The sequence below is a fragment of the Nostoc sp. genome (assembly GCF_036919895.1).
GTDB lineage: Bacteria > Cyanobacteriota > Cyanobacteriia > Cyanobacteriales > Nostocaceae > Nostoc.
Genome location: NZ_JBALBW010000125.1, coordinates 76925 through 102788 on the forward strand (window position 1 = coordinate 76925; position 25864 = coordinate 102788).

Annotated in this window: 28 protein-coding genes; 13 read left to right on the forward strand and 15 right to left on the reverse strand. The window is 41.8% G+C overall.

Translation table 11 applies throughout. The features are described 5' to 3' along the window. Positions 1–217 precede the first annotated feature (217 nt). Positions 218–1342, reverse strand: coding sequence for a site-2 protease family protein (locus V7K55_RS25015; protein WP_334835697.1), 1125 nt, complete (start codon positions 1340–1342; stop codon positions 218–220). Positions 1343–1532: 190 nt separating this feature from the next. On the opposite strand from V7K55_RS25015, the gene V7K55_RS25020 reads away from it, so the two are divergent. The 3 genes from V7K55_RS25020 to V7K55_RS25030 all read left to right on the forward strand — a co-directional run bounded on the left by V7K55_RS25020 (position 1533) and on the right by V7K55_RS25030 (position 3301). Next, positions 1533–1724, forward strand: a complete 192-nt coding sequence (locus tag V7K55_RS25020) for a hypothetical protein (RefSeq protein WP_334835642.1) — start codon at positions 1533–1535, stop codon at positions 1722–1724. Positions 1725–2190: 466 nt separating this feature from the next. Further along, positions 2191–3006 (forward strand): PEP-CTERM sorting domain-containing protein, encoded by an 816-nt coding sequence (locus V7K55_RS25025; protein WP_334835644.1) that lies wholly within the window; start codon positions 2191–2193, stop codon positions 3004–3006. A 115-nt stretch (positions 3007–3121) separates the two neighbouring features. Continuing rightward, positions 3122–3301, forward strand: a complete 180-nt coding sequence (locus V7K55_RS25030; RefSeq protein ID WP_442949113.1) for an extracellular solute-binding protein — start codon at positions 3122–3124, stop codon at positions 3299–3301. 158 nt (positions 3302–3459) lie between these two features. Here the strand turns inward: V7K55_RS25030 and V7K55_RS25035 are convergent, their stop codons facing one another. The 12 genes from V7K55_RS25035 to V7K55_RS25090 all read right to left on the reverse strand — a co-directional run bounded on the left by V7K55_RS25035 (position 3460) and on the right by V7K55_RS25090 (position 15750). Then, a complete protein-coding gene (locus V7K55_RS25035) occupies positions 3460–3807 on the reverse strand; it encodes a hypothetical protein (protein ID WP_334835645.1) in 348 nt (115 codons plus the stop codon). A 48-nt stretch (positions 3808–3855) separates the two neighbouring features. Further along, positions 3856–4143: a hypothetical protein gene (locus V7K55_RS25040; RefSeq protein ID WP_334835646.1), complete on the reverse strand. Its 288-nt coding sequence runs from the start codon at positions 4141–4143 to the stop codon at positions 3856–3858. A 389-nt stretch (positions 4144–4532) separates the two neighbouring features. Beyond that, positions 4533–5843, reverse strand: a complete 1311-nt coding sequence (gene nifN, locus V7K55_RS25045) for a nitrogenase iron-molybdenum cofactor biosynthesis protein NifN (RefSeq protein ID WP_334835648.1) — start codon at positions 5841–5843, stop codon at positions 4533–4535. Beyond that, positions 5843–7237: a nitrogenase iron-molybdenum cofactor biosynthesis protein NifE gene (gene nifE / locus V7K55_RS25050; RefSeq protein WP_334835650.1), complete on the reverse strand. Its 1395-nt coding sequence runs from the start codon at positions 7235–7237 to the stop codon at positions 5843–5845. The genes nifN and nifE overlap by 1 nt, the downstream gene beginning before the upstream one ends. Positions 7238–7617: 380 nt before the next feature. Then, a complete protein-coding gene (gene nifH, locus V7K55_RS25055) occupies positions 7618–8574 on the reverse strand; it encodes a nitrogenase iron protein (RefSeq protein ID WP_334835652.1) in 957 nt (318 codons plus the stop codon). Positions 8575–9064: 490 nt separating this feature from the next. Beyond that, on the reverse strand, positions 9065–10198 hold the full coding sequence (locus V7K55_RS25060) for a substrate-binding domain-containing protein (RefSeq protein ID WP_334835654.1): 1134 nt from the start codon (positions 10196–10198) through the stop codon (positions 9065–9067). 394 nt (positions 10199–10592) lie between these two features. Continuing rightward, positions 10593–11600, reverse strand: coding sequence for a phycobilisome rod-core linker polypeptide (locus V7K55_RS25065; protein ID WP_334835657.1), 1008 nt, complete (start codon positions 11598–11600; stop codon positions 10593–10595). Positions 11601–11932: 332 nt separating this feature from the next. Next, positions 11933–12271, reverse strand: a complete 339-nt coding sequence (locus V7K55_RS25070) for a CpeR family transcriptional regulator (RefSeq protein WP_334835659.1) — start codon at positions 12269–12271, stop codon at positions 11933–11935. After that, positions 12265–12891 carry a chromophore lyase CpcT/CpeT gene (locus V7K55_RS25075; RefSeq protein WP_334835662.1) on the reverse strand — a complete coding sequence of 209 codons (627 nt, stop codon included), beginning with the start codon at positions 12889–12891 and terminating at the stop codon, positions 12265–12267. Before V7K55_RS25075 ends, V7K55_RS25070 begins: the two co-directional genes overlap by 7 nt. A gap of 142 nt (positions 12892–13033) precedes the next feature. Further along, positions 13034–13570 carry a phycobiliprotein lyase gene (locus tag V7K55_RS25080; protein ID WP_334835665.1) on the reverse strand — a complete coding sequence of 179 codons (537 nt, stop codon included), beginning with the start codon at positions 13568–13570 and terminating at the stop codon, positions 13034–13036. A gap of 281 nt (positions 13571–13851) precedes the next feature. After that, positions 13852–14610, reverse strand: a complete 759-nt coding sequence (locus tag V7K55_RS25085; protein ID WP_334835668.1) for a phycobilisome rod-core linker polypeptide — start codon at positions 14608–14610, stop codon at positions 13852–13854. A 558-nt stretch (positions 14611–15168) separates the two neighbouring features. Then, positions 15169–15750 (reverse strand): phycobilisome protein, encoded by a 582-nt coding sequence (locus tag V7K55_RS25090; RefSeq protein WP_334835671.1) that lies wholly within the window; start codon positions 15748–15750, stop codon positions 15169–15171. Positions 15751–15850: 100 nt separating this feature from the next. Here V7K55_RS25090 and V7K55_RS25095 point away from each other — a divergent pair, with 100 nt between their 5' ends. Together V7K55_RS25095 and V7K55_RS25100 are read left to right on the forward strand one after the other, a co-directional pair. Then, positions 15851–16510 (forward strand): HEAT repeat domain-containing protein, encoded by a 660-nt coding sequence (locus V7K55_RS25095; RefSeq protein WP_334835673.1) that lies wholly within the window; start codon positions 15851–15853, stop codon positions 16508–16510. A 150-nt stretch (positions 16511–16660) separates the two neighbouring features. Beyond that, complete coding sequence (locus V7K55_RS25100) at positions 16661–16861, forward strand: hypothetical protein (protein WP_322677774.1); 201 nt, start codon at positions 16661–16663, stop codon at positions 16859–16861. 22 nt (positions 16862–16883) lie between these two features. Here V7K55_RS25100 and V7K55_RS25105 read toward each other — a convergent pair whose 3' ends face one another. Next, entirely contained in the window at positions 16884–17747 is an 864-nt protein-coding gene (locus V7K55_RS25105; protein WP_334835674.1) for a pentapeptide repeat-containing protein, read from the reverse strand. Between the two features lie 116 nt (positions 17748–17863). On the opposite strand from V7K55_RS25105, the gene V7K55_RS25110 reads away from it, so the two are divergent. The 8 genes from V7K55_RS25110 to V7K55_RS25145 all read left to right on the forward strand — a co-directional run bounded on the left by V7K55_RS25110 (position 17864) and on the right by V7K55_RS25145 (position 24996). Next, a complete protein-coding gene (locus V7K55_RS25110; RefSeq protein ID WP_334835676.1) occupies positions 17864–18439 on the forward strand; it encodes a phycobiliprotein lyase in 576 nt (191 codons plus the stop codon). A 217-nt stretch (positions 18440–18656) separates the two neighbouring features. Then, positions 18657–19391, forward strand: a complete 735-nt coding sequence (locus V7K55_RS25115) for a 15,16-dihydrobiliverdin:ferredoxin oxidoreductase (protein ID WP_334835678.1) — start codon at positions 18657–18659, stop codon at positions 19389–19391. A gap of 41 nt (positions 19392–19432) precedes the next feature. Continuing rightward, complete coding sequence (locus V7K55_RS25120) at positions 19433–20179, forward strand: phycoerythrobilin:ferredoxin oxidoreductase (protein ID WP_334835680.1); 747 nt, start codon at positions 19433–19435, stop codon at positions 20177–20179. 372 nt (positions 20180–20551) lie between these two features. Then, positions 20552–21574, forward strand: a complete 1023-nt coding sequence (locus V7K55_RS25125; RefSeq protein WP_334835682.1) for a tetratricopeptide repeat protein — start codon at positions 20552–20554, stop codon at positions 21572–21574. A gap of 170 nt (positions 21575–21744) precedes the next feature. Next, complete coding sequence (locus V7K55_RS25130; protein ID WP_094344950.1) at positions 21745–21963, forward strand: hypothetical protein; 219 nt, start codon at positions 21745–21747, stop codon at positions 21961–21963. Positions 21964–22108: 145 nt separating this feature from the next. Beyond that, positions 22109–23275: a pyridoxal phosphate-dependent aminotransferase gene (locus tag V7K55_RS25135; protein ID WP_334835685.1), complete on the forward strand. Its 1167-nt coding sequence runs from the start codon at positions 22109–22111 to the stop codon at positions 23273–23275. A gap of 52 nt (positions 23276–23327) precedes the next feature. Then, on the forward strand, positions 23328–23765 hold the full coding sequence (locus V7K55_RS25140) for a secondary thiamine-phosphate synthase enzyme YjbQ (protein WP_334835687.1): 438 nt from the start codon (positions 23328–23330) through the stop codon (positions 23763–23765). Positions 23766–23943: 178 nt separating this feature from the next. Further along, positions 23944–24996: an aromatic ring-hydroxylating dioxygenase subunit alpha gene (locus V7K55_RS25145; protein WP_334835689.1), complete on the forward strand. Its 1053-nt coding sequence runs from the start codon at positions 23944–23946 to the stop codon at positions 24994–24996. Position 24997: 1 nt separating this feature from the next. Here V7K55_RS25145 and V7K55_RS25150 read toward each other — a convergent pair whose 3' ends face one another. Continuing rightward, complete coding sequence (locus tag V7K55_RS25150; protein WP_334835691.1) at positions 24998–25696, reverse strand: SDR family oxidoreductase; 699 nt, start codon at positions 25694–25696, stop codon at positions 24998–25000. Positions 25697–25864: the final 168 nt, after the last annotated feature.

The following is a 25864-nucleotide window of genomic DNA, read 5'->3' on the forward strand; positions in this document are numbered from 1 at the left end:
CGAAATTAGGTATTGTAGAGTGTGTTAGAACGGAGTTCATAACGCACTGTTATCAAGGGTTTGATGCCGTACTCTCCGTGATAACACATCCTACGGATATTTTCAGAAATCAAACCGGATTCCTATATACTTCCAAAGTACGGAAAAAGGAAAGGGTTTTATTATCCCTTTCCTCTTAACCTGAGTGGAGTCGAAACTAGAATTACAAATTATTGATCTATGCAGGGTTCGGTTGAGTTCGGCTTTGAAGTAGTTGGATAATTGCAGTTTTTTCTAAGATTCCAACTAGAACGCCATTCTTACGAATCACGGGAAGCACAGATAGCTTTTCTTGTTCGAGTAACTGCATAACTTCCAGCAGGGGTTGATCTGATTGGACTGTGGTAGATTCGGTAATTGGTCGCATGACTTCTTTTATTTGAGTTTCTGACCACATTGCTGTTGGAACAGTTCGTAAATTATCAACTGCGATCGCACCTACTAATTGTCCGTCATCATCAGTCACTAAGAACCGATGCCAGTTTTGCCCACTTATGACTCGCTCATCGGCAAACTCTCTTAGGCTAATATTTGCAGATACAATCGGGCTATCAATAGTTACAGCATCTTCAGCAGTCAAACCTGTAAGTTTTTCTTGCACTCTGGCAAATTGAGCCGCATTCCCAGCATTTTGTAATAAAAAGAAGCCAATTAACAAGTTCCAGAAGTTACCGAAGCTGCCAAAGAATAGTAGGGGAACTATACCGGAAAGAATTGCTACCCAACCAAAGATTTGCCCAACTCGACTCGCAAAGGTTACACCTTTATAAGGATTTCCTGTAATTTTCCAAACAATAGCTTTCAGTATATTTCCGCCATCTAAGGGTAAGCCAGGAATCAGGTTAAATAGGGCTAATGCTAAGTTAACAGAAGCGAGAACACCAAGAATTGCTGCTAACGGGCCTGATGCAGTAGTAGTAACGCCAATAGCTGTAACGATACCACATAGTAGTAAGCTAACTATTGGGCCAGCGATCGCTACCCAGAAAGCCTCACCAGGGGTTTTTGACTCTTTTTCTAAGCTAGCCAAACCACCAAATATAAACAGTGTGATGGATTTGACATCAATACCCTGACGAATCGCAACGAAACTGTGGCCTAATTCATGGGCGACGACAGAGGCAAATAACATCAGCGCTGTCATCAATCCTAGTACCAAAGCTAACCCCGCAGACAATTGAGGAAATTGCGCCCCCAGTCCACTGCTATAGCTCCAAGTTACTAAACCCAGAACTAAAAACCATGACGGATGGATATAGAAGGGAATTCCGAAGAGATTACCAACGCGAATTGTGCCATTCATGTCGTTCACCTTTGATTTCAGCTTCGAGAGGTTTGTTTTTGTCCTGCTCGATGTTTTTATTGTAACGAAAGGTTAAGAGATTTTCATCTTGGTGATGGTAGTAGTGTCCGTCTATAAAGGTGTGGTTATTTGTAATATTTGCGAATAATACCTTGCCACTACTTCTTATTAGTTTTTCCTTTGTTTTGGTGTGGGAGCTAGCCTGACACCAAATAAAATAGAACTATTTGACCGATTCCTGGCGGCATTACTCCAAAAAAACTATCACACATCTATGCTTCCAGTTCGTCATCGAGAATGGGAAGGCGATCGCTTCCCTCGTTGTAGGTATCGTAAAAGCACTACAGTCGTAGTTACTCCTGAAGTCTTGTCATGTGCGTAATTTCATCAAGATAAAAAACTTTTTACTTAAAGTTTTGATAAAGTCAGTGTTTAATTACGTAGTTGAATTGATTTTTTCCAACCAAGTTGGTATTATGTCTTTATTCAAAAATATAAGTACGTATAAAAAGATATGTCATAAATACTGATGAGTAATTTATAAAGTTTAAACGCTCAGATCGAGGACTGTTTAAGCATTAGTTAAGCTGCTCCACATTAATTGACAAATATATATAGCGTTTCCTAATCACATGAGGTACATCATAGTCCCCTCATCGCTTGCGGGGAGGGGGTTGGGGGTGGGGTTCTTGTACCTCACTCAACTGAGAACCGCTATATAGTTCTGTTGGCTGTTGAGTGTTAACACTCAACAAACATCATAAGTAACTATGCAATAAATATCTGTTTTAGCTTGCCAAAAACGAGTTTGAAACAAGCTGTTAGTAAATCTAAGGAGAAAACAAACTATGAATAAACAAACTATATTTCCTTTCTTTCCTCAAGTAATGGCCAAAATTGGTACAACCTTGATAGCAGGACTTACATTTAGTTTATTGCTTTCTAACCCTATCTATGCTGCCACCTTTGGTACTAATTTGATAGTAAATGGTGATGCAGAACTTGGGCAAGGAGATCCAATTGGTAACGCTGTTGGGGCTGATATACCTACTATCCCTGGCTGGACTCCAACAGGTAGTTTCAGTGTATTAAAGTACGGAGCAACAGGTTTTAGTTTTACCAACCCATTAGGTAATGTAGTGAATGTTACCGTTCCTGGTACTGATGTTCCAGGGCCAAGCGATCGCGGTCAAAATCTGTTTTTTGGCGGCGCAGATCGAGCCTCTTCCAGTGCTTCGCAATTAATCGATATATCTAATCTGGCTTCAACTATTGATGCAGGTGAAGGTACGTTTAACTTAAACGGCTGGTTGGGTGGATATAGCACTGATGAAGATAGTGCAGCACTAAACATTACTTTCCTCGATCAAGCTAACCAGTCTCTAGGCATAGCAAGTATTACTTCACCAACTGCCGCGCAAAGAAACAACACCACAGGCTTATTTTTACAGTCAGCTGATGGCTCTGTACCTGTGGGTACACGTCAAATTAATGTACTACTGAACGCCAATTATGCCAGAGGACGAGTAAACGACGCTTACGCAGATAATCTTTCGCTGGTAATTACTAAAGTCCCAGAACCATCAATCTCTGGTTTCTTGTTAATTGGCTTATCTTCTCTCACAGCATGGAAATTGCGTAGATATCGTCAAGGATTGCAGTAGATAGCATCAGATTCTGCAACGGTTGAACTTCTCTAATTGTTGCAGTCTAGTCTGAACCTTAATAAAGAGTTTTCCCACTAAGTAAGTCGGTGGAAATAAACCAAACTATCTTTCGGTGCTAGTCAAAATTGTAGCAACTGCATCTGAAAAACCCCATTCTCCCATCGTCTATCCGATCGCAGTTATCAAAAGCAGTAAAAATGTTGATGCTGCTAAGGATTTTGTGCAATTTTTATCGGAAAATCAAGCCAAAACTGTGTTTAAAAAACAAGGATTTACGGTAGCTGATAGTTAATACAAGAGAAATTTTTACAGGGCTATTTTGAGCGTTAAACATACTACTCAAACAGTCCCTATCAAACACCGTTGCCATCCTAGCAAATAAGTCTAATTTGAGACTCAGCAATTTCCGAGTAAGAGTCTTATTTACGTGCTTGACTAACCTGCATAATCTCATGTTTCTTCAATCTCTATTTCCCAAGGTTCTCTTTTATTATCCGGTGGAAAAAGGTGAATTTTGGATTTGTTAGAAAACTGCTTCAACTGTTTGATAAAATTGGGAACAGCATCGACGATATGCAGATAACTTTCTATGTTATAGCAAATAATGATTAACATCAAAGGACTAGTATTTATCTTGAAATACCAGTGACAATTTGATAGTAAAACTCGCATGAGTGGGCCGCAGGATTGATAAAATCGCCTACAAGTAGCTTCTTCTAACTGCCTATAGAATAACTCGTTAAGTATAGTTGCTCCAGTTGGAGGTAAATCATCTGCGGGGAGAGGGGATTTATTCATAATAAGTAATTAGGAAGGGGGAATTTTAATTGTGAGTTAGCTTTTCTACTAATCACTGATAATTCGCCATTTACAAGCCTTGACGCGAAGATTTTTGTGTTGCCTTGTAGTGCAAAAAGGTCGGCGAAGTAATTTTTTACTAATGCTGGTTCCGTTTTCCTCAAACACTATCAAGTGCAATACTTGTTCTAGGAAACGCCGTTTGTCAAAAATTCCTTGAATCAGCACCTCTATCTCTGTTGCACCTTTGGGAGGAAAATCCTCACCATCGATTGTGTACCAGGGTAAAAACTCCTGCCAGTCTGAGGTTAAGGTACCAACTCGTGCCCACATCACTATAACTACTCCGCCCTATCTGATGCTTACCTAAAGCAATGTCAGATTCTAGCAAAACTGTGTAGCCAATAACCTCGAACCAGGTGAGCAAAGATGGTGTAATGACAGATTGTGTAACGTCAAAACGGCGGCGAAGTTTTCTTGTCACACAACTCGCTTTGGCAGTTGTTTTTTTTAGCTGTGCTGGATTCATGGACAGTAAAAGACTTAATTTGAGTCAATGCAGAAGCTAGTGCCTAGTTACTGGCATTGGTTGGTATACTCTTGATGGAGTACAGAGCTTGATAGTAACTATCAAAGCTAAAGTTGATCGGCAAGATTGTATCTTGTGCTACATATTACCAATATTATTGGTAATATTGTGATGAATAGTTATGAATTAGCTCTGTTTAATGCCTAACCTTTATTTCCTGCTCTAAAAACAGGTTGCCAATATCAAATAAAAGCTGCATAGTACCTCGGTAGCCAACCTTGGTAAACTGACTTTGATCTAAGCGGTCAAAAATGGGAATCCCTTGACGATAGAGAGGAATTTGTAAGCGTTGAGCGATCGCAACTCCATGAGAGTTGGTAATTAGCAAATCAGATCCAACCGCTAGTTGCTCAAAGTCTTCTAAATCGCCGATAGTGATGCTTTTAATCGGAAGTTTCTCTAGCACAGGAAAGCGCGTTGTTGTCACTGCTGAGTGAATCTCAACTCCTAGCGATCGCAGAAAAGAAACTGTTGACCAAAGTAAATCTGGTTCCAGCGCTAAAGACACTCGCTTACAACCAAAGTAAAAGTGATTTTCCAACATTACATGTTGCAACTGACGGCGTTGACGGCGGTATTTATCCGGTACGCTGACACCACTGATATCCGCCAATGCTTGCAGGAATTTATCTACTGCTAGTAGTCCCGTTAGTTCACCAAATACCTCATAGGGTATATTGAATCTCTTTTCTAAAATTTGCGCTGCGCCCCGCATACTTTCACCTAATGCCAAAGTGAATGCAGAACTACCAATTGAGCGTAGTTGTGCCAAAGTGGTGCCATTAGCTGCGATCGCACTAGAGGAATCTTCTATATGACTATCTAGTACGCCAGAAAGGTCAGGTACAACAATAGGTACAAGTCCAAAAGAGGTGACAATCTCTTTAATTTCCTGTACATCCCCTGGTGTGAAGGCAGAACTCGCCAAAATAGTGATTTGTCTGGGGCAAGCGTCTTGCTTGGAGCTTTTTTGAGGAATTTCCCTAACCATACTCTCAACTGCACCAGCAAAGCCATCCTGTAATGTACCTTTGAAATCCGGTGTAGAGACAAGCACAATTGGTAAATAATCTAATTCTGGGTGACGGTGGCGAATTTCTTTAACAAAACGCCCCATATCATCGCCTCTAGTTTCCACAAGTCCAGTGCTACAAAGACCGATAATTTCTGGTTTGGATCTCTGCACCAAAGTCAAGATTGCTTGTTCAACTCTTTCCTCGCCACCCAAAATAGTTGCAACTTCTGTCATCGCTGTACTAGAAAGGGGAATCGCCTGACGAAAATGTTGTACTAAGACTGCCTTAGTCAAAGCAGTACAGCCTTGAGAACCGTGTAATAAAGGCATGATTCCCTTCAACCCCAAAAAGGCTAAAACTGCACCCACAGTCTGGCTTTGCTTGAGGGGATTAACTGCAACTGATGTACTCGTAATGCTAATAATCGCCATTAGATGTCCTCCTCAGAAGAATTTCCTGCTGACCACGGGGCTGGCTGGCATACTTGCTCCCACACAGGGTTGTAAAAAGCGGCATACAGTTCTTGTGCCACCTCTAAAATTCCTATATAGCCTGCATAAGCATGGTTGCGTTCTTGATTAATATCTAGAAATGGAATTCTGGCTATAAGAGATGTGTCTTGATAGCGTTTATCAGCAATTAACATATCAGCTTGATTTTCGTTAATTATCTGCAAAATTTCTTGAGGACTATTTTGGTCTATAATTATGCCATCTTGACCAAGCAAACTTTTTACTCTAGTTCTATCCTCTTCAGTATTACTATTAGTCTTAATAGCAATAACTTCCATCCTCAATTTCTTAGCAGCAAAGATAATCAGCCAACTCTTAAAACTTCCAATAACAAGGATAACGCGCTTACCTTGAATTTTGGTAATATAAGGCGCAAGCTTTTCATCTATTGCAGCAGTTTCTTCTACAATTAGCTTTTTTGTACGTTCTTGCAAATCAGAATTACCCAACTTTGAGGCAATATTCCTGAGAAACTGATTGATTTCCTCTATGCCATAAATAGACTCTTCAATGTAAGGAATGCCATATTGTTTCTCCATGCTTTTAGCCATATTAATTAGTGCCTTAGAGGAGAGGATTACATTAAGTTTTGCCCGATGAGCATAGCAAATTTCTTTGTACACAGCATCGCCTGTAATTTTTGCCAAAACTCTGATACCTAATTTCTCCAACAACGGTAGAACATTCCATATTGCACCTGCGATGTTATGTTCACCAATTAGGTTGATATCATAAGGTGTAATAGTATCTGGTTCAGCAGTTCCAATAACGTGTGAAAGCATTGCTTCACCAGCAACGCGGTTGCCCAAATTTTGGTTTCCAATGAATCCAGGGCAATGTACAGGGATAGTGGGTATTCCTGTTTTCTCGGTAGCATCTTTGCAAACTCCCTCAATGTCATCTCCAATCAAAGCGGTGATGCAAGTGGAGTAAACAAATACCGCCGTAGGTTTGTAGCGTCTTTGTAATTCTAAAATGCCTTTGTACAGCTTTTTGGCTCCACCGAAGATGATATCGTTCTCATCGATATCGCTGCTAAAACGTATCTTGTAAAGCATCGAACCAGAGGAGAGACTGCTGTAACTTCCCCAAATACTGGCAGCACAGCCACTTGGCCCGTGAACTACATGAGCAGCATCGGTAATTGGTACTAGAGTCATCATTGCACTATCAAAAGCGCAACTTCCTTGAGTAGTTCCAGGTTGGGGTAATTGTGTAGAAGACTTTTTTTTATGCAGTATCTTCTGCTGACGAGCATCTTCGGGATTTGAGTCACTGAGTGAATCGTTGGTTTTTCCTGGGGTGGGATTCATTTGTTTGGTGACAATAGGTAGAACTTGTTAGGTATTCACTGAATTCCCAAAGGCTGAGGAGGATTTTAATTTATTCACCGTGTATCTAAAGATGGAATAAAAGGGAATGAGAAAGAGAATTTCCCATCCCCTACAACATAAACATCATCTAGGTTAGAGAAGGAGAAAACAAAAACATGAACTAGACTATTAAAGTATTAATGTTGCCATGTAGATGTTAGTGGATTAGTGTTAACACGGTGAAGATAAAACGCACAAAATTAAGATTAGCTATTCGACTACCTCCATTTTAAATGATTGGTGAGAAGGTGGGCGAAAATAGCCCACCTAATATTTACTCTGTATTTAGCACCGGAGTCTGAACAAAAACCTTACTTGTTCTAGCTACCAGAAACTATTTCTACGTTTCCTTTTTTCAGTGCTTCTAGTGCTTCACCTTGAGAGTCTTCTAGCTTTTTAGCCGCGTCTGCTTGGCTAATCATTTTTGCAGCATTTTCTTCACTTTCAAGGATGCCGAATTCAATCAACAAATCTTCTAGCTCATCCATTTCGATGGGTGTGGGAACTGTAAGGTTTGTATTGCCGATAATCTTGTCCGCTAATGTGCGGTATTCATTAGCTTGTTTACTGTCAGGCGCATACTCATTCACTGTCATCCGGCGTAATTCGGCGTGTTGCACGATATTGTCACGGGGGACGAAGTGAATCATGTGGGTATTCAATCTAGCTGCCAGGGTGCTAATTAGTTCATCTTCCCGGTCAGTTTGACGGCTGTTACAAATCAGCCCACCCAAACGTACACCACCAGTATGAGCATATTTGAGAACGCCACGAGCAATGTTGTTAGCTGCAAACATCGCCATCATTTCACCGGAGGTAACGATGTAGATTTCTTGGGCTTTACCTTCACGAATTGGCATCGCAAAACCACCGCACACAACGTCGCCCAATACGTCGTAGGATACGAAATCTACATCTGAGTAAGCACCGTTTTCTTCGAGGAAGTTAATAGCAGTGATGATACCGCGACCAGCGCAACCTACACCAGGTTCTGGCCCGCCTGATTCTACGCATCTGATATCCCGGAAGCCAGTGATTACTACTTCTTCGAGTTCGATATCTTCCACAGCCCCTCGTTCAGCAGCTAAGTGCAACACGGTGGTTTGGGCTTTACAGTGCAGAATCAATCGGGTAGAGTCAGCTTTGGGATCGCAACCTACAATCAAGATGCGTTGACCCTTTTCTGCCATAGATGCGAGGGTATTTTGGGAGGTAGTAGATTTACCAATACCGCCTTTACCGTAGAAAGCAATTTGTCTAATTTTGCCGTCTGACATGATGATTTATCCTGTGATTGTTTGTTTGCTGAGTCTGTCGGTTTGTGAGGCGTTAGCACTTTATGCCTACCGGAGGCGTTGGTACTTTGTACCTACCGGAGGTACTCGCACTGTAAAATTACAGCACTGACCTGATGTAGAACGTCATTGGTGGCGATCGTTCTACAGCAAAAAGAGTCCGAATCCAGAACATATTTAAGTTTTGGTCAGTTTTCGTTGGCTATTAGTCATTGTTTTTTCTGACTAATAGCTAGTGGGATTTAGACATCATTCAAGGAATATTGCAAGTATTACCAGACCCTCACTCAAATGATTTCTCTGACGATGGTAATACCAATTGGAATCTCAAATTCAATCCGAATTACGAATTCAGCATTACCAGTTGTTGTAATCCCCTGAAGGTTGCTCATACCTAAAGAGTGGTTGCAGCAGGAATTTTAATTTACGCCAAGTATTCCTTCAAGCACACAACCAACCATTGCAATCCACTCTAAACAGTCGCTACAACTTCCCCAATTTTGCTGATATCGTAACCGCCGAGAATTTCAAATTGTGAGTGAACCATTCGATGTCCCAAAGTACTGAGTAACTGCTGTACAGGTGCTTCTTCCAGATATTCTTTGAGAATCACCAAATCATATCGTGACTGATGTAGAGGGATAAATCCCAGCCCAAAAGCGGTAGCTACAGATGCCGTACTCATACCAGCATCAGCAATTCCTAATCCTACAGCTTGGGCAACATCTTGGTGACTTTTGAGTATATTGTCAAAGCCCTGAACAGCATCGAACGGTATCTGCTCTTTTTGGAGTGTTTGTTCCAAAAGCATCCGACTACCAGAACCTATTTCGCGGTTGACAATAGTCGCTCCCCCAGCTACTAAGTCAGTAACTGTTCTAATTCCCCTCGGGTTGCTAGGTTTCAACACAAGTCCCTCCTCCCAAACACCAAGGGTAATTAAAACTGCTTCCCTCCCAGCCAGAACATCTCGAACAAAGGGAGTATTATACTCACCAGTTTCAGGATCGTACAGATGCATCCCAGCAATGTGCGCCTCACCTCTGCATAGACTGTGCAATGCAGCCATGCTATTGGCAAAGTTATATTGGACTCGCAATTGAGGATGCCAGCGTTCGGTGGCTCTTGCCCATAGTGAAATCACAGGGGCACAACCAGCAATCACAACTGTGTTGTGAAGTGTGTCGAGATTATCATCTAGTAGCCTGACTCGAACTTTATTTGTACCTGTTTGGCTAGTGCTTTCACCATCAGCCGGAATCATATCTTGGCGAAAAGCATCCTTACCAATCAAGGGATAAGCTATCCATTGTCCGCCCACACGAGCCATGCTAACTCGTAGTTGTTGACCCTTAGGGACAGGTTTGGCAAGAACTGCTTCAATTTCAGGTAAATCTCGCTCTAACCAGAATAGATCCTCAACTTGACAGCCAAGCGCTTTGGACAAGCGAAGTGTTATGGCAACTGAGGGGGCATATAGTCCCGACTCTACACCACTAATAGTCTGACGAGTCACACTAGCGATGTTAGCCAAATCTTGTTGGCTCATACCTAAACGGGTTCTGATTGACTTCAAGTTATTACGGAGATCACTATCCTGCTTCATTGGCTTTGTCTCTTAGTTTCAAAAAGCCGTAGCGGATTTAAACATTGCATCTGCCAAGGCGAAAGTGTGTCTTTGAGTTTATATCATTTCTCTTTGACTACTTTTTGTGCTTTCGCTGTCTTGATTCCCTATATAAAAAGACTATCACAGAAATTGCCAATTTACTTGCCAAACGCAAAAATATTTTACGGATTGTTAATTTTTCGTTGCGATTATCGCTCAAAAGCCCCAATTTACAATAGATAGAGCATTTGTCTAGCAAAAAAAGTATACCAATTTTATTGGTAGAAAGTAGTATTTAATCCAGTTTTAGAAATTAGTTTTAGATTTGATGCTTGATAGAAGATTGATATACTCCCCCGAACTCTATTCGGGGGTGCGATTCGTAAAGAAATTAACCATTAAAAACGCGACTGCGCCACTTATTCAATCGGGCTTCCCCAATTGTGGCAGAACGTCGGGCATCAGCAACTTGCTCTTGCAAACCTGCAATCTGTTTTGCTTGCGCGTCAGCTTGTTGTTGTAAAGATGTATATTCACCTGTGCTGGTTACGTAACTGGAAGACTGCCAACTACTACTGAATTTTGTTGTACCGATGTTGGCAAAGGGTCTTAAGTCTGCTAGTTGTTGTTGCAAAGTTGCAATCTGGCTTTCTTGCTCTTGAATCTTTTGCCGCAAGCCTTGTTCAGCTTCTGTACGAGTTGCAATAAACGGATTAACTGGAGCAGCAGTTTCTGGTTTTGGCTTGAATACTTCAGCAAGTATTGCACTCACATCCGTGGGTTTCTGTTTACCGTAAGGAGTGTTGTTAATTAGCGATCGCACCAGTTGAGGTTTATTATTGGTTACTAGGTTCTTATCGCTACTAGAATTGCTCCGCAGCAGTTGCAGCATATTACTAAATTCCAATATCTTTTTGCCCGTCTGGGTTTTGTAGCCCCGGTAATATGGCACTATGTTCTCCCCAAAGGCATCTAAATACTCGTCGCTATCTAAATAAGAATCAATATCCGCCTCAAAACCCTGATCATCAAGAATATTGCTGTGATATATCGTCTCAGAATAATCATCGGGAGCGCGTCCTAGTAAGTGTTTGAAGTTTAGTTCAATAGCACGGTAGCGGTAAATGTTATCAAAAAATCTGGAGCGATACAACTCTGATTTGGCAACCTGACGCACAAATTCACGGACATCGATTATACCTTGCTTGAGTTGGGATTCGGGAACGATCGGCCGTTCACTTTCCATAATGTAAGCATTACCCAACACTTGCCGATAAGCTGCCCTAATTACAATTTCAATGTCATCAGGTGAAGCAGTACTCCACAGCTCGATGGGTTCTGCTTGGCGAAAGGCTTGATATTGGCTTCGTCTGGTTTGATCGTTTACGAAAGTCTGCATGGGGTTAATGTAGGTAGGAGGAACTAATGGCTGAGTTGAGGATGTTCGCAAGAAATCTAAATTGTTAAAGGTAATGGGAGCTAAGTCTCTGTTAATGCTTACATGGTAAAGCTAATACCAATTTTAATTCCCTTTACAGTAACGATTAATCTATCAAGTTTCGGGGGCTTTTTTAGTTACATTTTCTAACAAACTTAGACGGCTAACTGTTAATAAGTAACAGCTAATCATAGTAAACAATTAGCAATTAAACATTAACAATTAGCCGTCAACCCCCTTGGGGAGTATTTAAAATTCAAAATGTCAGAAGAATTTCCGTAGGGAAATAATTCTCAAGCTCGCTCATCAAATCTAGTGTAGAAACCACCGTATTTTATCCAGTATTGTTTCAAAGTATGATGAGGGGTATGTAAACTTGCTTTTGCCTGATATAAAATTACTTGGCGATGATCGCCCATCCAAATTTTATTAACGGGATCAACGGATATTACTGTTCCTCCTAAAGAAGCAACACATTCAGAAAATCTTTCAATCGTTGTGTATTCTAATGTCTCGAATATAAAAAAGTTACCCGAACAAATTAAGTGGCGGCTGCGAATCCAGCAGCGCATCTTTTTTTCAGCTAGTGGAGGTAACATTTTATATTTAACAGATTCAAGCTGAATCAACATAATGCTCTCACTGCAACTAATTCATCAGCAAAACTTTCCCTTTTTTCAAACTGCAAAGGGCCAGCAGTCGATCCCCATATTTGTTGGTGGGTTTCAATATCCATACCTTTATCTAGACTTATCCAAGTATGCTCGGTTAGTTCTACTTCGCTGACAAGATATGTTTGGCATCCATTGCGGTTAATCAGACATTGATTGCCCTCGACGCTACCCCGAAACATTTCACCCTCTCGTTGGAAAACCATTGAACAGTTATAACGCCGTTCGATGCTCTCTGGGGTGATGGTTTTGAGGATATCTAATTCACGAGCAGCACCTGCATAAAGCATCTGGTCTTTCAAGCTGTAATTTTCGATATAAATGCGATCGCCACAATCAACGAATTTATGCACTCCCTGGCGATAAGGTGTCCATAAATCGTGGTCATAGACTTGTTCTGAATAAAAACCGATGGCAGAAAAAAAATCAACCGGTAAAGGACGAAAAAAAATGTGGATGTGGGCGTAAAGTTGCGGATTTGCAAAAGATTGCTTGTAGTTGCTAAAATCTCCTGCCATCCAACAGGCTAAGGTAAGCAAATCGCTAGCGTTGGCGCTAGATTCACTGGGCGCTATCGTCACGTTACTTCGCTCCGAATTCAAAATTCAAAATGACGCTCTCTACGAGACGCTAAAAGCGAACGTAGACTCGCTAACAAAATTAATAATCCCCATAAATAAATTTAGGAGCTTGTATCCTTGTTATGTTTTAACCTAATATTTGTTAACCGGTTGAACTTGACAAAGAGCGAATCTCTGAAGAAAAGGAAGCTGTTGTTACGCCTTTCCCATCACTGGTTTTAATTGTCGCTACCCGAAACCTCAGATTTGGGGTAGCAAACCAAATTCGTTCTTCAGCAGCAGCGAGTTCATAAGCTGTCAGCAGGGTAAAAATACCATCGTCACTCAAGTGATATTCACCCACTGCTGGAATTGTTTCGGCGTATCCTTTGTCACGTAGGAGTTTCCCTCTAGAAGGATTTTCGCTATCTGGAATTGGCACCAGCACGGTACTACCAGAGATTGGTTTATCGTCCCAGTCTGACTCGCCCTCCCAAGTCATCCGAAAAGGGTGAGTGATACTGGCGGGGTCAGTGTCATACAATTGACAGATTGCTAGGACTGCCGGATCGCTGCTGGATAGAGACTCAATATTAATGTCAGACAGTACTTGTTCAAAGTGGGCGAATGCTAAATGATGACCGCTACGCTGCGATCGCCATCGTCCAATTGAAAGTTCAAAGAATTCAGTAATTTCCATTAGAAAAGTGATTTTAAAAAGTAGCCTAGAATTTAAGGGATATCTTGGCTTAATATTTATTCTCCCAATTTATATACTAGCCTTATTGACCACAACTGCATTTGGGAGTTTTGAGTTATTATTCTCCTCCTTCCAATCCGCTTGGTTAAAGGCTTGCTCCTGCCTAACTTTCCTTAAAAAGCAGAGAATTAAGCCCCCCTTAAAAAGAGGGGTTGGGGTATCTTCCGGGGCAAAAGATCACTAAACCAAGTGTATTTATTCAGCCCCGTAGTTAGGAAAATCTAAGCAACTTCAGTGATGCTGATGATTTTGCCACCCGTTCTGTGAATGTTTTGCATTTGTCCAGACAGTTGGTTGTAGTTAACTATATATTCGAGGTTGCCCAAACGAGTGCGGAGATTAGCTGAACCTTTGACTGCCTTAATCAAGAAGCGCTTGCTAGTGCTGTTTACACTAGAACCAGCAGCAGGAGCCTTGATCGATGTCGGTAAGTTTGAACCTAGATCGCCGATCAGTTTGGCTTTGCGATCGCTATCGCTGGTAGCTACTCCTCTGAGTAAGGTAAAGGTGCGGTTAAAGGTAACATTCTTAATCCCTACTTGGGAGCTAGTGCTGCGAGGATAAGGGACAATGTTCTCGCCAAAACTCTGCTGATACTCTTCGCTATCGATATAGGATTCGATTTCAGCATCGTAGCCCTGTTCGTTATAGATGCGAACGTGTTCGGAAATTTCTGCTTGATCGGCAGGAGGACGACCTAGCAGGTGTTTAAAGTTCAGTTCGATAAATCGATACTGAGAAGAAGAACTGAAAAACAAGGATTGATAGAGTTCTGATTTTGCAATGATGTTGACGAATTCGCGGACGCTGATTTTGCGATCGCGCAATTGCGATTCAGCAGAGGCTAGGCACTCGCTTTCTAGCAAGTGAGCATTTCCCAAAACCTGTTTGTAAACCGCTCTAATCAGTGTTTGTAGTTCGCTTTCGCTGGTGTTAGGACGCAGTTCAACATTCGGTGAATCAATGGCCCAAAGTGACATGAAAGGATCTCCTTAAAACGTGAATTAAATGAAATTTTCGAGCATTCCACCCCTGATGGAGGTAGATTTTCGCCTCAGCTGTCAGGTATTTTTGCTACTGACTAGCATTTGTAAAACTTTAGTTTTTTAAAGTGCGTTAAATATCTTCGTATATGACAACTGACGGCAGAATTGAGTAAACCCTAGATGAGCGATCGCGATAAACCATCAACACCGGGTATTAGCGATTGGAGACTGAGTACTGCGGAAATTCTTCCCCAATCCTTATTAGCCTTGATGATTTCAGTTTTACATCGTTAATGCCTTTATCCATTCTGATACGATGCTGAAACCATATCTATTAAAATTTGTTAACTTAGATAATACTTTAGAGAAATTTCAACCTGTTTTTAGTATTTGATTTGCGATTGGGATACAGGTAATGATGTTGTTATCCTCCCTTGAGCAAGAGGATTAATTGGGTTGAGTAATGAAGGCTCATCTTGGTAAGTGGGTAAGAATAAATCAAACTATATTACGTAATGTAAATTTAATTAAATTAGCCACTTATTACAAACCTTATCGAATTTGGAAAGTAGCTAGTTGGCCGATCAAATGGTCAAAATAGGGAGCAAGAGTTTCCTGCTGATGGGCTGGAAGGCTTTTCAAACTAGCAGCCTTGATGCTTTTTAAGCCTAAGAGCATGGCATCTAATGGAACTTGTAATTCCTGATAGAGCAAGTTCATATAGTGCAGTCCTGTGGGATTCGTATACTCAGTGTGTCCACCTGCGATGCTGTATGTAATACAACGGAGAAAATGCCAAAAATCTCGCCAGCAAGCTTGGGCGCGTTCAGGCGGATAAAGGCCACCTCCAGGCTGGATAATTTCAGGATAGGTTGCTAAAACCTGCTCTCTAGCTTCATCAACAATTTCGGTGGCGCGATCGCGTAACAATTGAGCAACAGGAATCAACTCAGAATTATCGGGTGATAAGGTTGTAATCTGTGACAAGTCTTCATCGCTCAGATAACGGAAAGCATCATCCGCAGCTTGGAATATGGCGATCGCTGCTTTTGAATGGGACTGTTCCCACTTAGCAAAGCTGATAATTCTTGCTTTGACTATTAATTCTTTGACGGTTTCGCTTAATTGAGTCATTGGTTTAGGGCATTAGGCATTGAGTTAAATCTTCCCAAATGCGATCGCCATTTTTTGACATCTGTAAAATAAAGTAAAGATAGCTCTACCAAATGCACTTATGGAAATCCATCAAATCCAAACTGAACTCAAGAACCCAGATTTTCACTATCGTTTGAAGGCAATCGCAGCCCTTAATGATTATGAATCAGAAGTTGCAGTTCCTCTGCTAACGACTAAACTTCATGACTCAGAATTTTTAGTGCGTTCTTTTGTCGCTAGAGGTTTGGGTAATCAACAATCAGCAGAATCCTTTGCTGCTTTGATGCAAATTATGAAATTTGATGATACTCCCAATGTGCGGGCTGAAGCGGCAAATTCTTTATCGCTATTTGGTAGAGTCGCAGTTTCTCATCTAGTTATGGCATTTTATCAGGATGACCACTGGCTAGTTAAGCGAAGCATTTTAGCTGCGATCGCGGAAATGGATTGTCCCGAAGAACTATTTGATATCTGCGTCCAGGGTTTAAAAGATGAAGATTTCACAGTTCAGGAATCCTCTGTTGATGGACTCGGTTTACTAGCTAATTCTAGCCAACATACTGCGGCACTATCCCAAATACTAACGTTAGTGAATGATGAATCTTGGCGGATGCGCGTGCGAGTTAGTTATGCCCTCAAACGATTTGACGAGCCAGAAGCCAAAGCAGCCCTAAACCAACTCAGAAAGGATGAAGATCACCGAGTTGTCGGCGCTGCTTTAGAAGATTTGTTGCCCTAATAGCGATGTGGGTTTGTGCGGAATATTGCCATCGAACTCATTTGAACAAACAGCCATTATATTATTTTACTTTAAATTTGACCAAAATATCCGGGTAATCTGCCAAAATCTGGAATAAAAGATCAACTTTTTCGAGATGAGGAGGCATTTGTGACTGATATACAAACTGGTCAAATGACTTGGCGACTACCAGGTTCCTCAGAATGTGCTTTACATTTGCGGCATAATGCTTCGGAACCCTGGCGATCGTATAAAGAATTTCCACAATATGTTCTACCCGACCCGCCAGGTTTTTCTGAAGGATACGCTACATTTTTAGCACTCCTAAAAAAGAACTGGCAGCCTTTATGACTCATCACTCCGAACTCACAACTCAGCCCTGTATTGGTAAAGCATTCAAACTCTCACGAGTTGTTGTGCGAGTGTAGGCGTTCCAAGTGTCGAGTTCGGAATATGGACGGCTTTTAAGCATGGCTTGAGTTGCTTCTGTGAGTCCTTGGGCTAAAGTAAAATCTGCCCCAGCAATACTTTGAAGATGCTCCATTTCTGCGTCACAGAGGTCAGTTGCTCGGAGGTCTGCATCCCGCAAATCGGCTCCTGTCAATCGAGCATTCCGCAAGCACGCCCCAGTTAAATAAGCTTTTGTCAGGTCAGCGCCACTTAAAGCTGCACCTTGCAAATTTGCTCCCGTCAAGTCAGCACCACTCAAGTAAGCTCCACGCAGATTAGCACCCTGTAAATCTGCGTTTCGTAAAGAAGCTGTATTGAGAAAAGCACCATTAAGATTAGCACCCGGCCCCACCGCCCCCGAAGTTTTGTAGTTATATTCTTGGGGCCATTTCGTTTGTGTATCATAACGCGCTACTTGCAGTTTGGCTCCCTCCAAATTTGCGCCACTGAGATTTGCTTGTTGGAGGTTAGCACGATTTAAATAAGCACCTTGCAAATTAGCCCCACTCAAATCCGCTCCTTGCAGATTAGCACCTCGCAAATCTGCCCCACTCAAATCGACATTACTCAAAACTACCTCCCGGAGATCGGCTCTTAGTAGCTTGGCTTTGCTCAAGTTAGCTTGTTGGAAATCGACTTCCCTGAGATTGAATTGGTACAAATCGACCCAATCCACAGGGATTCCACCTTTGAGGGCTTTTAAGATTTCTGGAGGTGGACTTGGGCGTTCGGCAAAGCCGTTGCCGTAGGCATCGCTAGTAATAAGTTGAATTTCACTATTTGTCATCAGTTGATAAAAATATAACTTTTGGAGTTATTCTACACTTTAGCGAAATCGGGACTTCATCTTATTATTCAGTATTCAAGAACGCCAAAATTTGATAAAACGAGGTTTTAAAATAGATGCATCTAATACCGCCCTTGTCAATGCTCGACTTTTTCCGTAAAAGCGAGGGTACATGGTTTACGGAACGCTCCGTTCATCATTTTGACTCAGCAGCCGATGAGTCGGGGGAGTCGAATTTGATTATTCAAGTTATTGAAAAGAACGATCCGAAAGTCCAAGAAGTCTGTAAAGCCCAAGGGATAGACCCTACGAAAGCAACAAGCGGTGCTAGTTTTGCATGGCAAGCTAACCTAGATACCAGGCTACCGAATACAGATAATGCTGCCATTTTAGTTGATGTTCCCGACGAAACGAGGCGTTCTGGAAAACTGATCCGCAATCAAGGCTATGTTGAGAGCATTCCCGTTGTAAGCCGATATCAGTTTGCCGATGATGGAGTACTGACAATTGATACTGACTATGACAATAACCAAGGTCAAGAACGTTGTTGGTTTGTTACGGATGATTTTCGTGTCAGAGTCAGTACCGTCCGAATGATGAACGGTGTCAACTTAATGACTTATTGTTCTGAGCGTCGTTGTGTTTCCCAAGAACTGCTAGAGCAAATGATCGGTCGGAATCATGCGAGGTAGGGAGTGGGGAGCAGGGAGGCAGGGGGGCAGGGGAGCAGGGGGGCAGGGGAGCAGGGGAGCAGGGGAGCAGGGGAGCAGGGGGGAGAATAGACAATTACCTCTTTCTTCTCTGTCTCTTCCCAATTCCCCATTAAGGAATGTTGCTTTGTTTCTCAGAAATGAGACGTGCATGATTGACATCATTTATTTTCATGCAAGGGTTAATAAGTAATGCTCTATGTATAAGCCTTTCCTGGAATTTTTAGAAAAAGAGCTATTTCAGCGCTTTGATTTACAAAGTAGGGTCATTCCCCCTGGTTTGGAATTCAAAGTTAGCGATCGCGGCAGAAACCCAGCGACTATAAGCAGTTGGTGTTACCAATGTCAAGAGTTGCGGAAAATTCGCTATACCTATATTGATGCCGGAGAAAGCGCCCAAATTTTTAACAGCGTGATTTATCCTAGCCATAACTACGATCTACCTCTATTAGGGATTGATTTTTTATCTTTTGGTAAAGTCAAAAATCTTATTGTGCTTGACTTTCAGCCTTTATTCCAGGATGAGGATTATCAAAACAAATATATAGTTCCGCTACAATCTCTCCATAATAAATACCCAGATTTGGCACAAAACTTAGAAATGAAGTTTTACGATGCCAATCAGTATTTCTCTAAATACCTATTGTTTGCCAAAACCGACCCTGAAACAGTGTCAACGCGAGTGTTTGAAGCTTTTCAGGATTATTTAAACTTGTATTGGCAAATGCTAGCAGATGCAAAATCACTCCAAGATCCAGAAGATATCCAACGGATTGTTAAAGCTCAAAAAGACTATGACCAATATAGTGCAGACCGAGATCCAGCATCTGGTTTGTTTAGCAGTTACTTTGGTCATGAATGGTCTGAGCGCTTTCTCCATGAATTCTTATTTGAAGATGCTGTTCCCTTAGCAGTTAGCGCAAGCAAAAGATAGCTGATTGGGGATTATTAATTTTGAATTTGGAGCGAAGCGACGTGACACTTTACCAGCCATTTCTCGATTATGCGATCGCCTACATGCGATCGCGCTTAGACTTACAACCCTACCCGATTCCCACTGGGTTTGAGTCCAAAAGTGCTGTTGTGGGTAAGGGCAAAAATCAGGAAGAGGTTGTCACCACAAGTTACGCCTTTCAAACCTCAAAATTGCGGCAAATTCGTGCCGCTCATGTCCAGGGTGGCAATTCGCTGCAAGTGCTGAATTTTGTGATTTTCCCTCGCCTCAACTACGATTTACCCTTTTTTGGGGCGGATTTGGTGACATTGCCAGGAGGACACCTAATTGCTTTGGATATGCAGCCTTTATTTCGGGACGATTTAGCATATCAGGCAAAATATACAGAACCAATTCTGCCCATTTTCCACACTCATCAACAGCATCTATCTTGGGGAGGAGATTTCCCTGAAGAAGCACAGCCTTTTTTCTCTCCCGCTTTTCTGTGGACTCGTCCCCAAGAAACGGCTGTAGTAGAAACTCAAGTATTTGCCGCTTTCCAAGACTATTTAAAAGCTTATCTGGATTTCGTAGAACAAGCAGAAGCTGTAACAGATTCCCAAAATTTAGCAGCCATTGAGCAAGCCCAACTGCGATACCTGCGATATCGGGCTGAAAAAGACCCAGCACGAGGAATGTTTAAACGCTTCTATGGTGCCGAATGGACTGAAGAGTATATCCACGGCTTCTTATTTGACCTAGAGAGAAAATTAACAGCCATCAACTAAGCTCGTGTTTGGTTAAAGACTTATTATTAAGGCCGCAGGGGGGCATGGGGAAAAAAGGGTTAATTTAGTTATGATTCCCGCATCTATGCAAAAATCGGAAAACCCTCTTTCCCCCAATTTATTTACTTACATAACCTGTTTCATGAGTCATATATTTAAGTCTTCTGCGGTAGGCTGCTAACTCATGCCTCAGCCCTCTATTTGTATTAATTGCTTCATAAATATTTCTGTAGATGTGACAGGATAGCATACTTCTCTATATAAGTCTTATATCTAAAGATAGAAGAGAAAGGTGAAAACTTGGGAAACCTAAGAGGGGTTCATACCCAAGAGATGTCCTGCCTACTTATCGCAGAATGCAACTGAGGTCAGATGACGCAACCTTTAAATCAAGTAAAAGAGTGGGAACAACGTCGTGATGAAGCAAACCGTTACTACCAACGTGGTAAATTTCAAGAATCTCTCGATCTTGCAACCAAGAATTTACACTTGGCTAGAGCCATTCGAGATCGGGCTAGAGAAGGTCATACATTAAACGATCTCGGTTTAGCTCACCTCAGTTGCTGGCAACCTCAAAGAGCATTAGAACGCTTTCATCAGGCGCTTTCGGTTGCTATTGAAATTGGCAACGCGCCAGCAGAAGCAACTGCACTTAGCAATCTGGGTTCTACTTACAGCCGTCTTGGCCGCTTTTCGCAAGCGTTGGAATATTTTGACAAAGCACTGCCAATTTTTAGGCGATCGCAAGATACTCAAAGTGAAGTTTCTACTCTTAATGATATCGCGCTAATTTATACCCGCTTAGAAGAACCAAAACGGGCACTGTTGCTACAACACCAAATTTTGAGGATGCGGCGATTGTTAGGCGATTTTTCTGGTGAAGCAACAACACTCAATGGCATTGGGTTTGCTTACAATGTCTTGGGCAAGTTTGAGCAAGCACTAGAATTTTTTCAAGCAGCACTTCCAATTCAACGAGCCGTCAAGAATTTGCTTGGTGAAGCAACTACCTTGAATAATATTGCCTCAATCTATAGCGAGCTAGGAAAACCTAAACAAGCCTTATTGCTCTACCATCAAGTTCTTTTAACACGTCGAGCAATCGGCGATCGCTCTGGGGAAGCTACAACCCTTCACAACATTGGTTTTACCTACAGCAGCCTGACAGAGCATCGCCAAGCAATGAAGTTCTACAAGCAAGCCATTGCGATCTATCAACCATTGGGCGATAGTCTCGGAGAAATTTCAACTTTACTGAATATGGGAACCCTTTACGCCACAACGAGACGCAAAAAAATGGCGCGATCGTGCTACCAAAATGCTCAAGAGTTAGCAGAGCAAATCGAACATCAGCCACTCCTAGAAAAAGTACAGCAGTTTATAGATTCACTCTAGTTAGATGCAACAGCCTCAGATTCCCGACTTTTTAAAGAAGTGGGGAATTTTTTTGTTGGAGTTTAAGCTCAAAAAGTTCGCAACTTCGTTACCACCGACCATATACTAATCAACAGGTTACGATCGATTAAGAAGTAATAATTTTTTATGGCACCGCCAGGAGTTTTTTTATGTTCATTAATGAATTGTCACCTCTATTTAGAGAATTTATCCAGCATCCAGCCTCTTTTGTCGGTGGGTTATTCTCTGGTGTCCTTCGGCTCAATCTTGCGGACGATCCTGTAAAAAGCTGGCTGGATCAACAGACCCGCTCAAATAGTTATACCAGCAGCACAACAGATAGACATAATGGCAAAGCAAGTGGGCCTCAACAGATTTCGATTGACTAAATTTTTGAGTAATCGCAAATCCGGTTAATTATTTTGGTGATAGACTCCCACATTGATGCAAGCACCATTGTGGGAGTCGATCGCAGAGTAACTTTCCATCTCTTCCACATTAAGGGATACTAAGGCAGTACATAGGCAAGGAAAAATGGAATCCCTAACCTCTCGTATGCAGGGTGTACAGTCGCCAATTATTCCTGTGGTTGGGGAACTGATTAAAAATTCTCCTGGAACAATCTCTCTAGGACAGGGTGTTGTTTCTTACAACCCACCACCGGAAGCTATCGAATTTTTACCCAAATTTTTAGCTGAACCCACTAATAATTTATACAAATCAGTTGAGGGGATTCCGCCGTTGCTGACAGCACTTGCAGGAAAATTGCAAGGCTTCAACGGGATTGAAATCAACGAGGAAAACTGCATCGTCGTGACAGCAGGGAGCAATATGGGATTTATGAATGCCATTCTTGCGATTACTAACCCAGGCGATGAAATTATTCTGAACACGCCTTACTATTTCAATCACGAAATGGCGATCGCAATGGCTGGTTGTCGTGTAGTGTTAGTGGCGACGGATAAAAATTACCAACTGCGAAAAGAAGCGATCGCTCAAGCAATTACTCCTAAAACACGGGCTGTAGTGACAATTTCACCAAATAATCCCACTGGAGTTGTCTATTCAGAAGCAGCATTGCGCCAAGTAAATCAAATTTGTGAAACTCGCGGCATTTACCACATCAGCGATGAAGCTTATGAATACTTTACTTATAATGGCGTAAAACACGTTTCTCCTGCTGCATTTGGGAGTAGCAAGTCTACTATTTCTCTATTTAGCCTTTCCAAAGCATACGGTTTTGCTAGCTGGCGCATTGGCTACATGGTGATTCCCAAACACTTATTTGTCGCCATCAAAAAAGTCCAGGATACGATTTTGATTTGTCCGCCAGTAATTTCCCAATATGCAGCTTTAGGGGCATTGCAAGCAAAAGCGGAGTATTTGCAGAGTAATATAGGTGCAATCGCTCAAGTCCAGCAATTAGTACTCGACTCCCTTAACCGCCTAAAAGGTTTATGTAGCATTACACCCGCTAACGGGGCTTTCTATTTTTTCCTCAAAGTTAATACCCAGATGGATGCTTTTGAGTTAGTTAAAAGACTAATCCAAGAATATAGAGTAGCAGTTATTCCAGGTACAACCTTTGGTATGGATGACGGATGCTACCTGCGTGTTGCTTATGGGGCGCTGCAAAAAGAGACAGCCCAAGAAGGTATAGAAAGATTAGTGCAAGGTTTGGAAACTATAGTCAGGAGTTAAAAGTCATTTCCTCCTGCATCCTATTGCAATCCTAGAATATAAAATTGAACAGATGCCGATTATTAATAAGCTAATTGAAATTGAAACTCAGCCAAAAATTAATATTCATAATATCACACCACCAATTCAAGATTTGCTTGCTTCAACATCAATTAAAAATGGACAAGTTTTAGTATTTTCTCGACACACAACAACAGCTTTAGCTATCAACGAAAATGAAGTCAGATTGTTAGAAGATATAAAAGTATTCTTGGAAAAATTAGCACCTGAATCAGACAGTTATTTGCATAATGACTTGCATTTAAGAGATGTCCCAGAAGATGAGCCGATTAATGCTCACTCTCACTTAATGGCAATGATGCTGACCACTAGTGAGATAATTCCCATTGTGGATGGTAAATTAGCTTTGGGAACTTGGCAATCTGTGTTGTTTTTTGAGTTGGATGGGCCGCGCAAAAGAACGGTATTTGTGCAAATATCTGGCGAATAATGCAACTTCACACCTGCAATTATCCCAGATAACCCAAAAGAAAATTACGAAAACGATCGACAAGTGCATCAGTTGAATTTACTTACAGCAATTAAAAACCTGAAAGAATGTTTCTAAACATAACCTTCCTTTCCACAAACCAGGACTTTCGTTGTGTCAAAGGCAGAGGCAATTAGTGATGAAAAATAACGATAACTTTGTATTACGTAATACTTGGTACTATGCTCTGCCTAGTAATCAAATCAAGCCAGGTATGATGGTTAGCCGCATCTTTTTGGGTGAACCGGTGCTGTTAGTTCGAGGACAAAATGGCAAAGTCTCGGCGATGAGAGATATTTGCCCTCATCGTGCCGTACCTTTGAGTTGTGGTAGATTCGATGGTCAGGAAGTGGAATGTTGCTATCATGGTTGGCGCTTTAACCCGGCTGGACACTGCACTGCAATTCCATCTCTTGTTGAGGAGCAGCAGATGGATTTGAGTCGTTTTGACGTACAATCATACGAAATCCGGGAAGCCCAAGGGAATATCTGGATATATATGGCCGATCCCGATAAACCTAAACCGGCTTCTGAGATGGAGATTCCGGTAATTCCAGGGTTTGGCGATCGCTCTCACCAGTTCGTAGAGATTGTAAAATTCCCCTGTTTTATAGATCATGCAGTAGTCGGTCTGATGGATCCTGCTCATTCACCCTATGTTCATCGTGCTTGGTGGTGGCGAAACGAACAACTGCACGAGGAAGTCAAGCAATTCGATGCTTCGCCCTACGGCTTCACGATGCGACGACACCGATTGCCAGCGAATGGGGGTAGATTATACTTGCTGATTGGCGGTGGTGTACCGGAAACGGAGATTTCTTTTCGTTTACCTGGAGTCAGAATAGAAGAAACCACAATTGGCAATCAGAGAGTCGTTAATTTAACGGCAGTGACACCCATTTCAGACACAGAAACGGAGGTAACTTTTGCTCTTTACTGGACTGTTCCTTGGGCTGGATTTTTCAAGCCACTGCTGCATGTGCTGGCGCGGACTTTTATTGGTCAAGATCGAACGGTTGTGGAAAAGCAGCAGATCGGCCTCAAATATAATCCTGTGCTGCGACTGATTAAGGATTCAGATATGCAGGCACAGTGGTATTACCAGTTAAAGCGGGAGTATGCCCGATCTGTTGCTGAAGGACGAGAATTTGTGAACCCTGTCAAGGATCAAATACTTCGCTGGCGTGCTTAAATTACTCTAAGCTAAATTCTGTAAATTCTCTTTGCCCGAATAGCATATTTCGGTCTACTGCTGACAAAATTTTGTTATTGGTGCGTTGGCGCAGCCCGCCGTAGGCATCGCTATTTAAACAGCGACCAACTAACTGGGCAACATCTGCACGATTTATGCTACCAATAATCTGCGGATCTTCCGTTAAAACGCCATTACCCGTTGCTGGTTCTGACTTTAGTCCACCTGGACGGATGATTGTATAGGTAAGTCCACTGGCAATTAAGTGTTGTTCAGCTTTCTCTTTTTCAATTAAAACTGTTCCCAGTGCCGCTAAAACTTGGGGTGATAAAGCAACAACACTATTGCCAGCACCAATGGAAGACACAAGAATAAACTTTTGTACTCCAGCTTTAACTGCTGCATCGATCAGATTTTTATTACCGGGGTAATCTGCTCTTTCTCCCTCTGATGGTAAACCGCCAATTGTACTAATAACGGTGTGAATAGGTTCATCTGTCAGCATTGCGCGTTCTACATCGCCAACATTCAAGGCATCTCCCAGAACTACCTCGATACCGATTTTTTCTAATTCAGCAGCAACTGCTGGTGTTCTCAGCAGTGCTTTAACCTTTAGTTGTTGCGCTGTCAGGTATTGGGCAATTTCTCGACCTACACCGCGACTTGCTCCAGCCAGAAAAACAGAAGATGCACTTGTCATAATAAACTTAACTAATTTACGCTCAAAGGATTTTATCAGAGGCTTGGAAAAAAGCACGAACTGTCATCTTTCGTCAGCAATTCTCATTATGAGGATAATTATCGTTATCATTAAAAACTATGCAAAATTTCCAGTTTTAGATATGGTTTTTGTATCTCTTTAATTCGT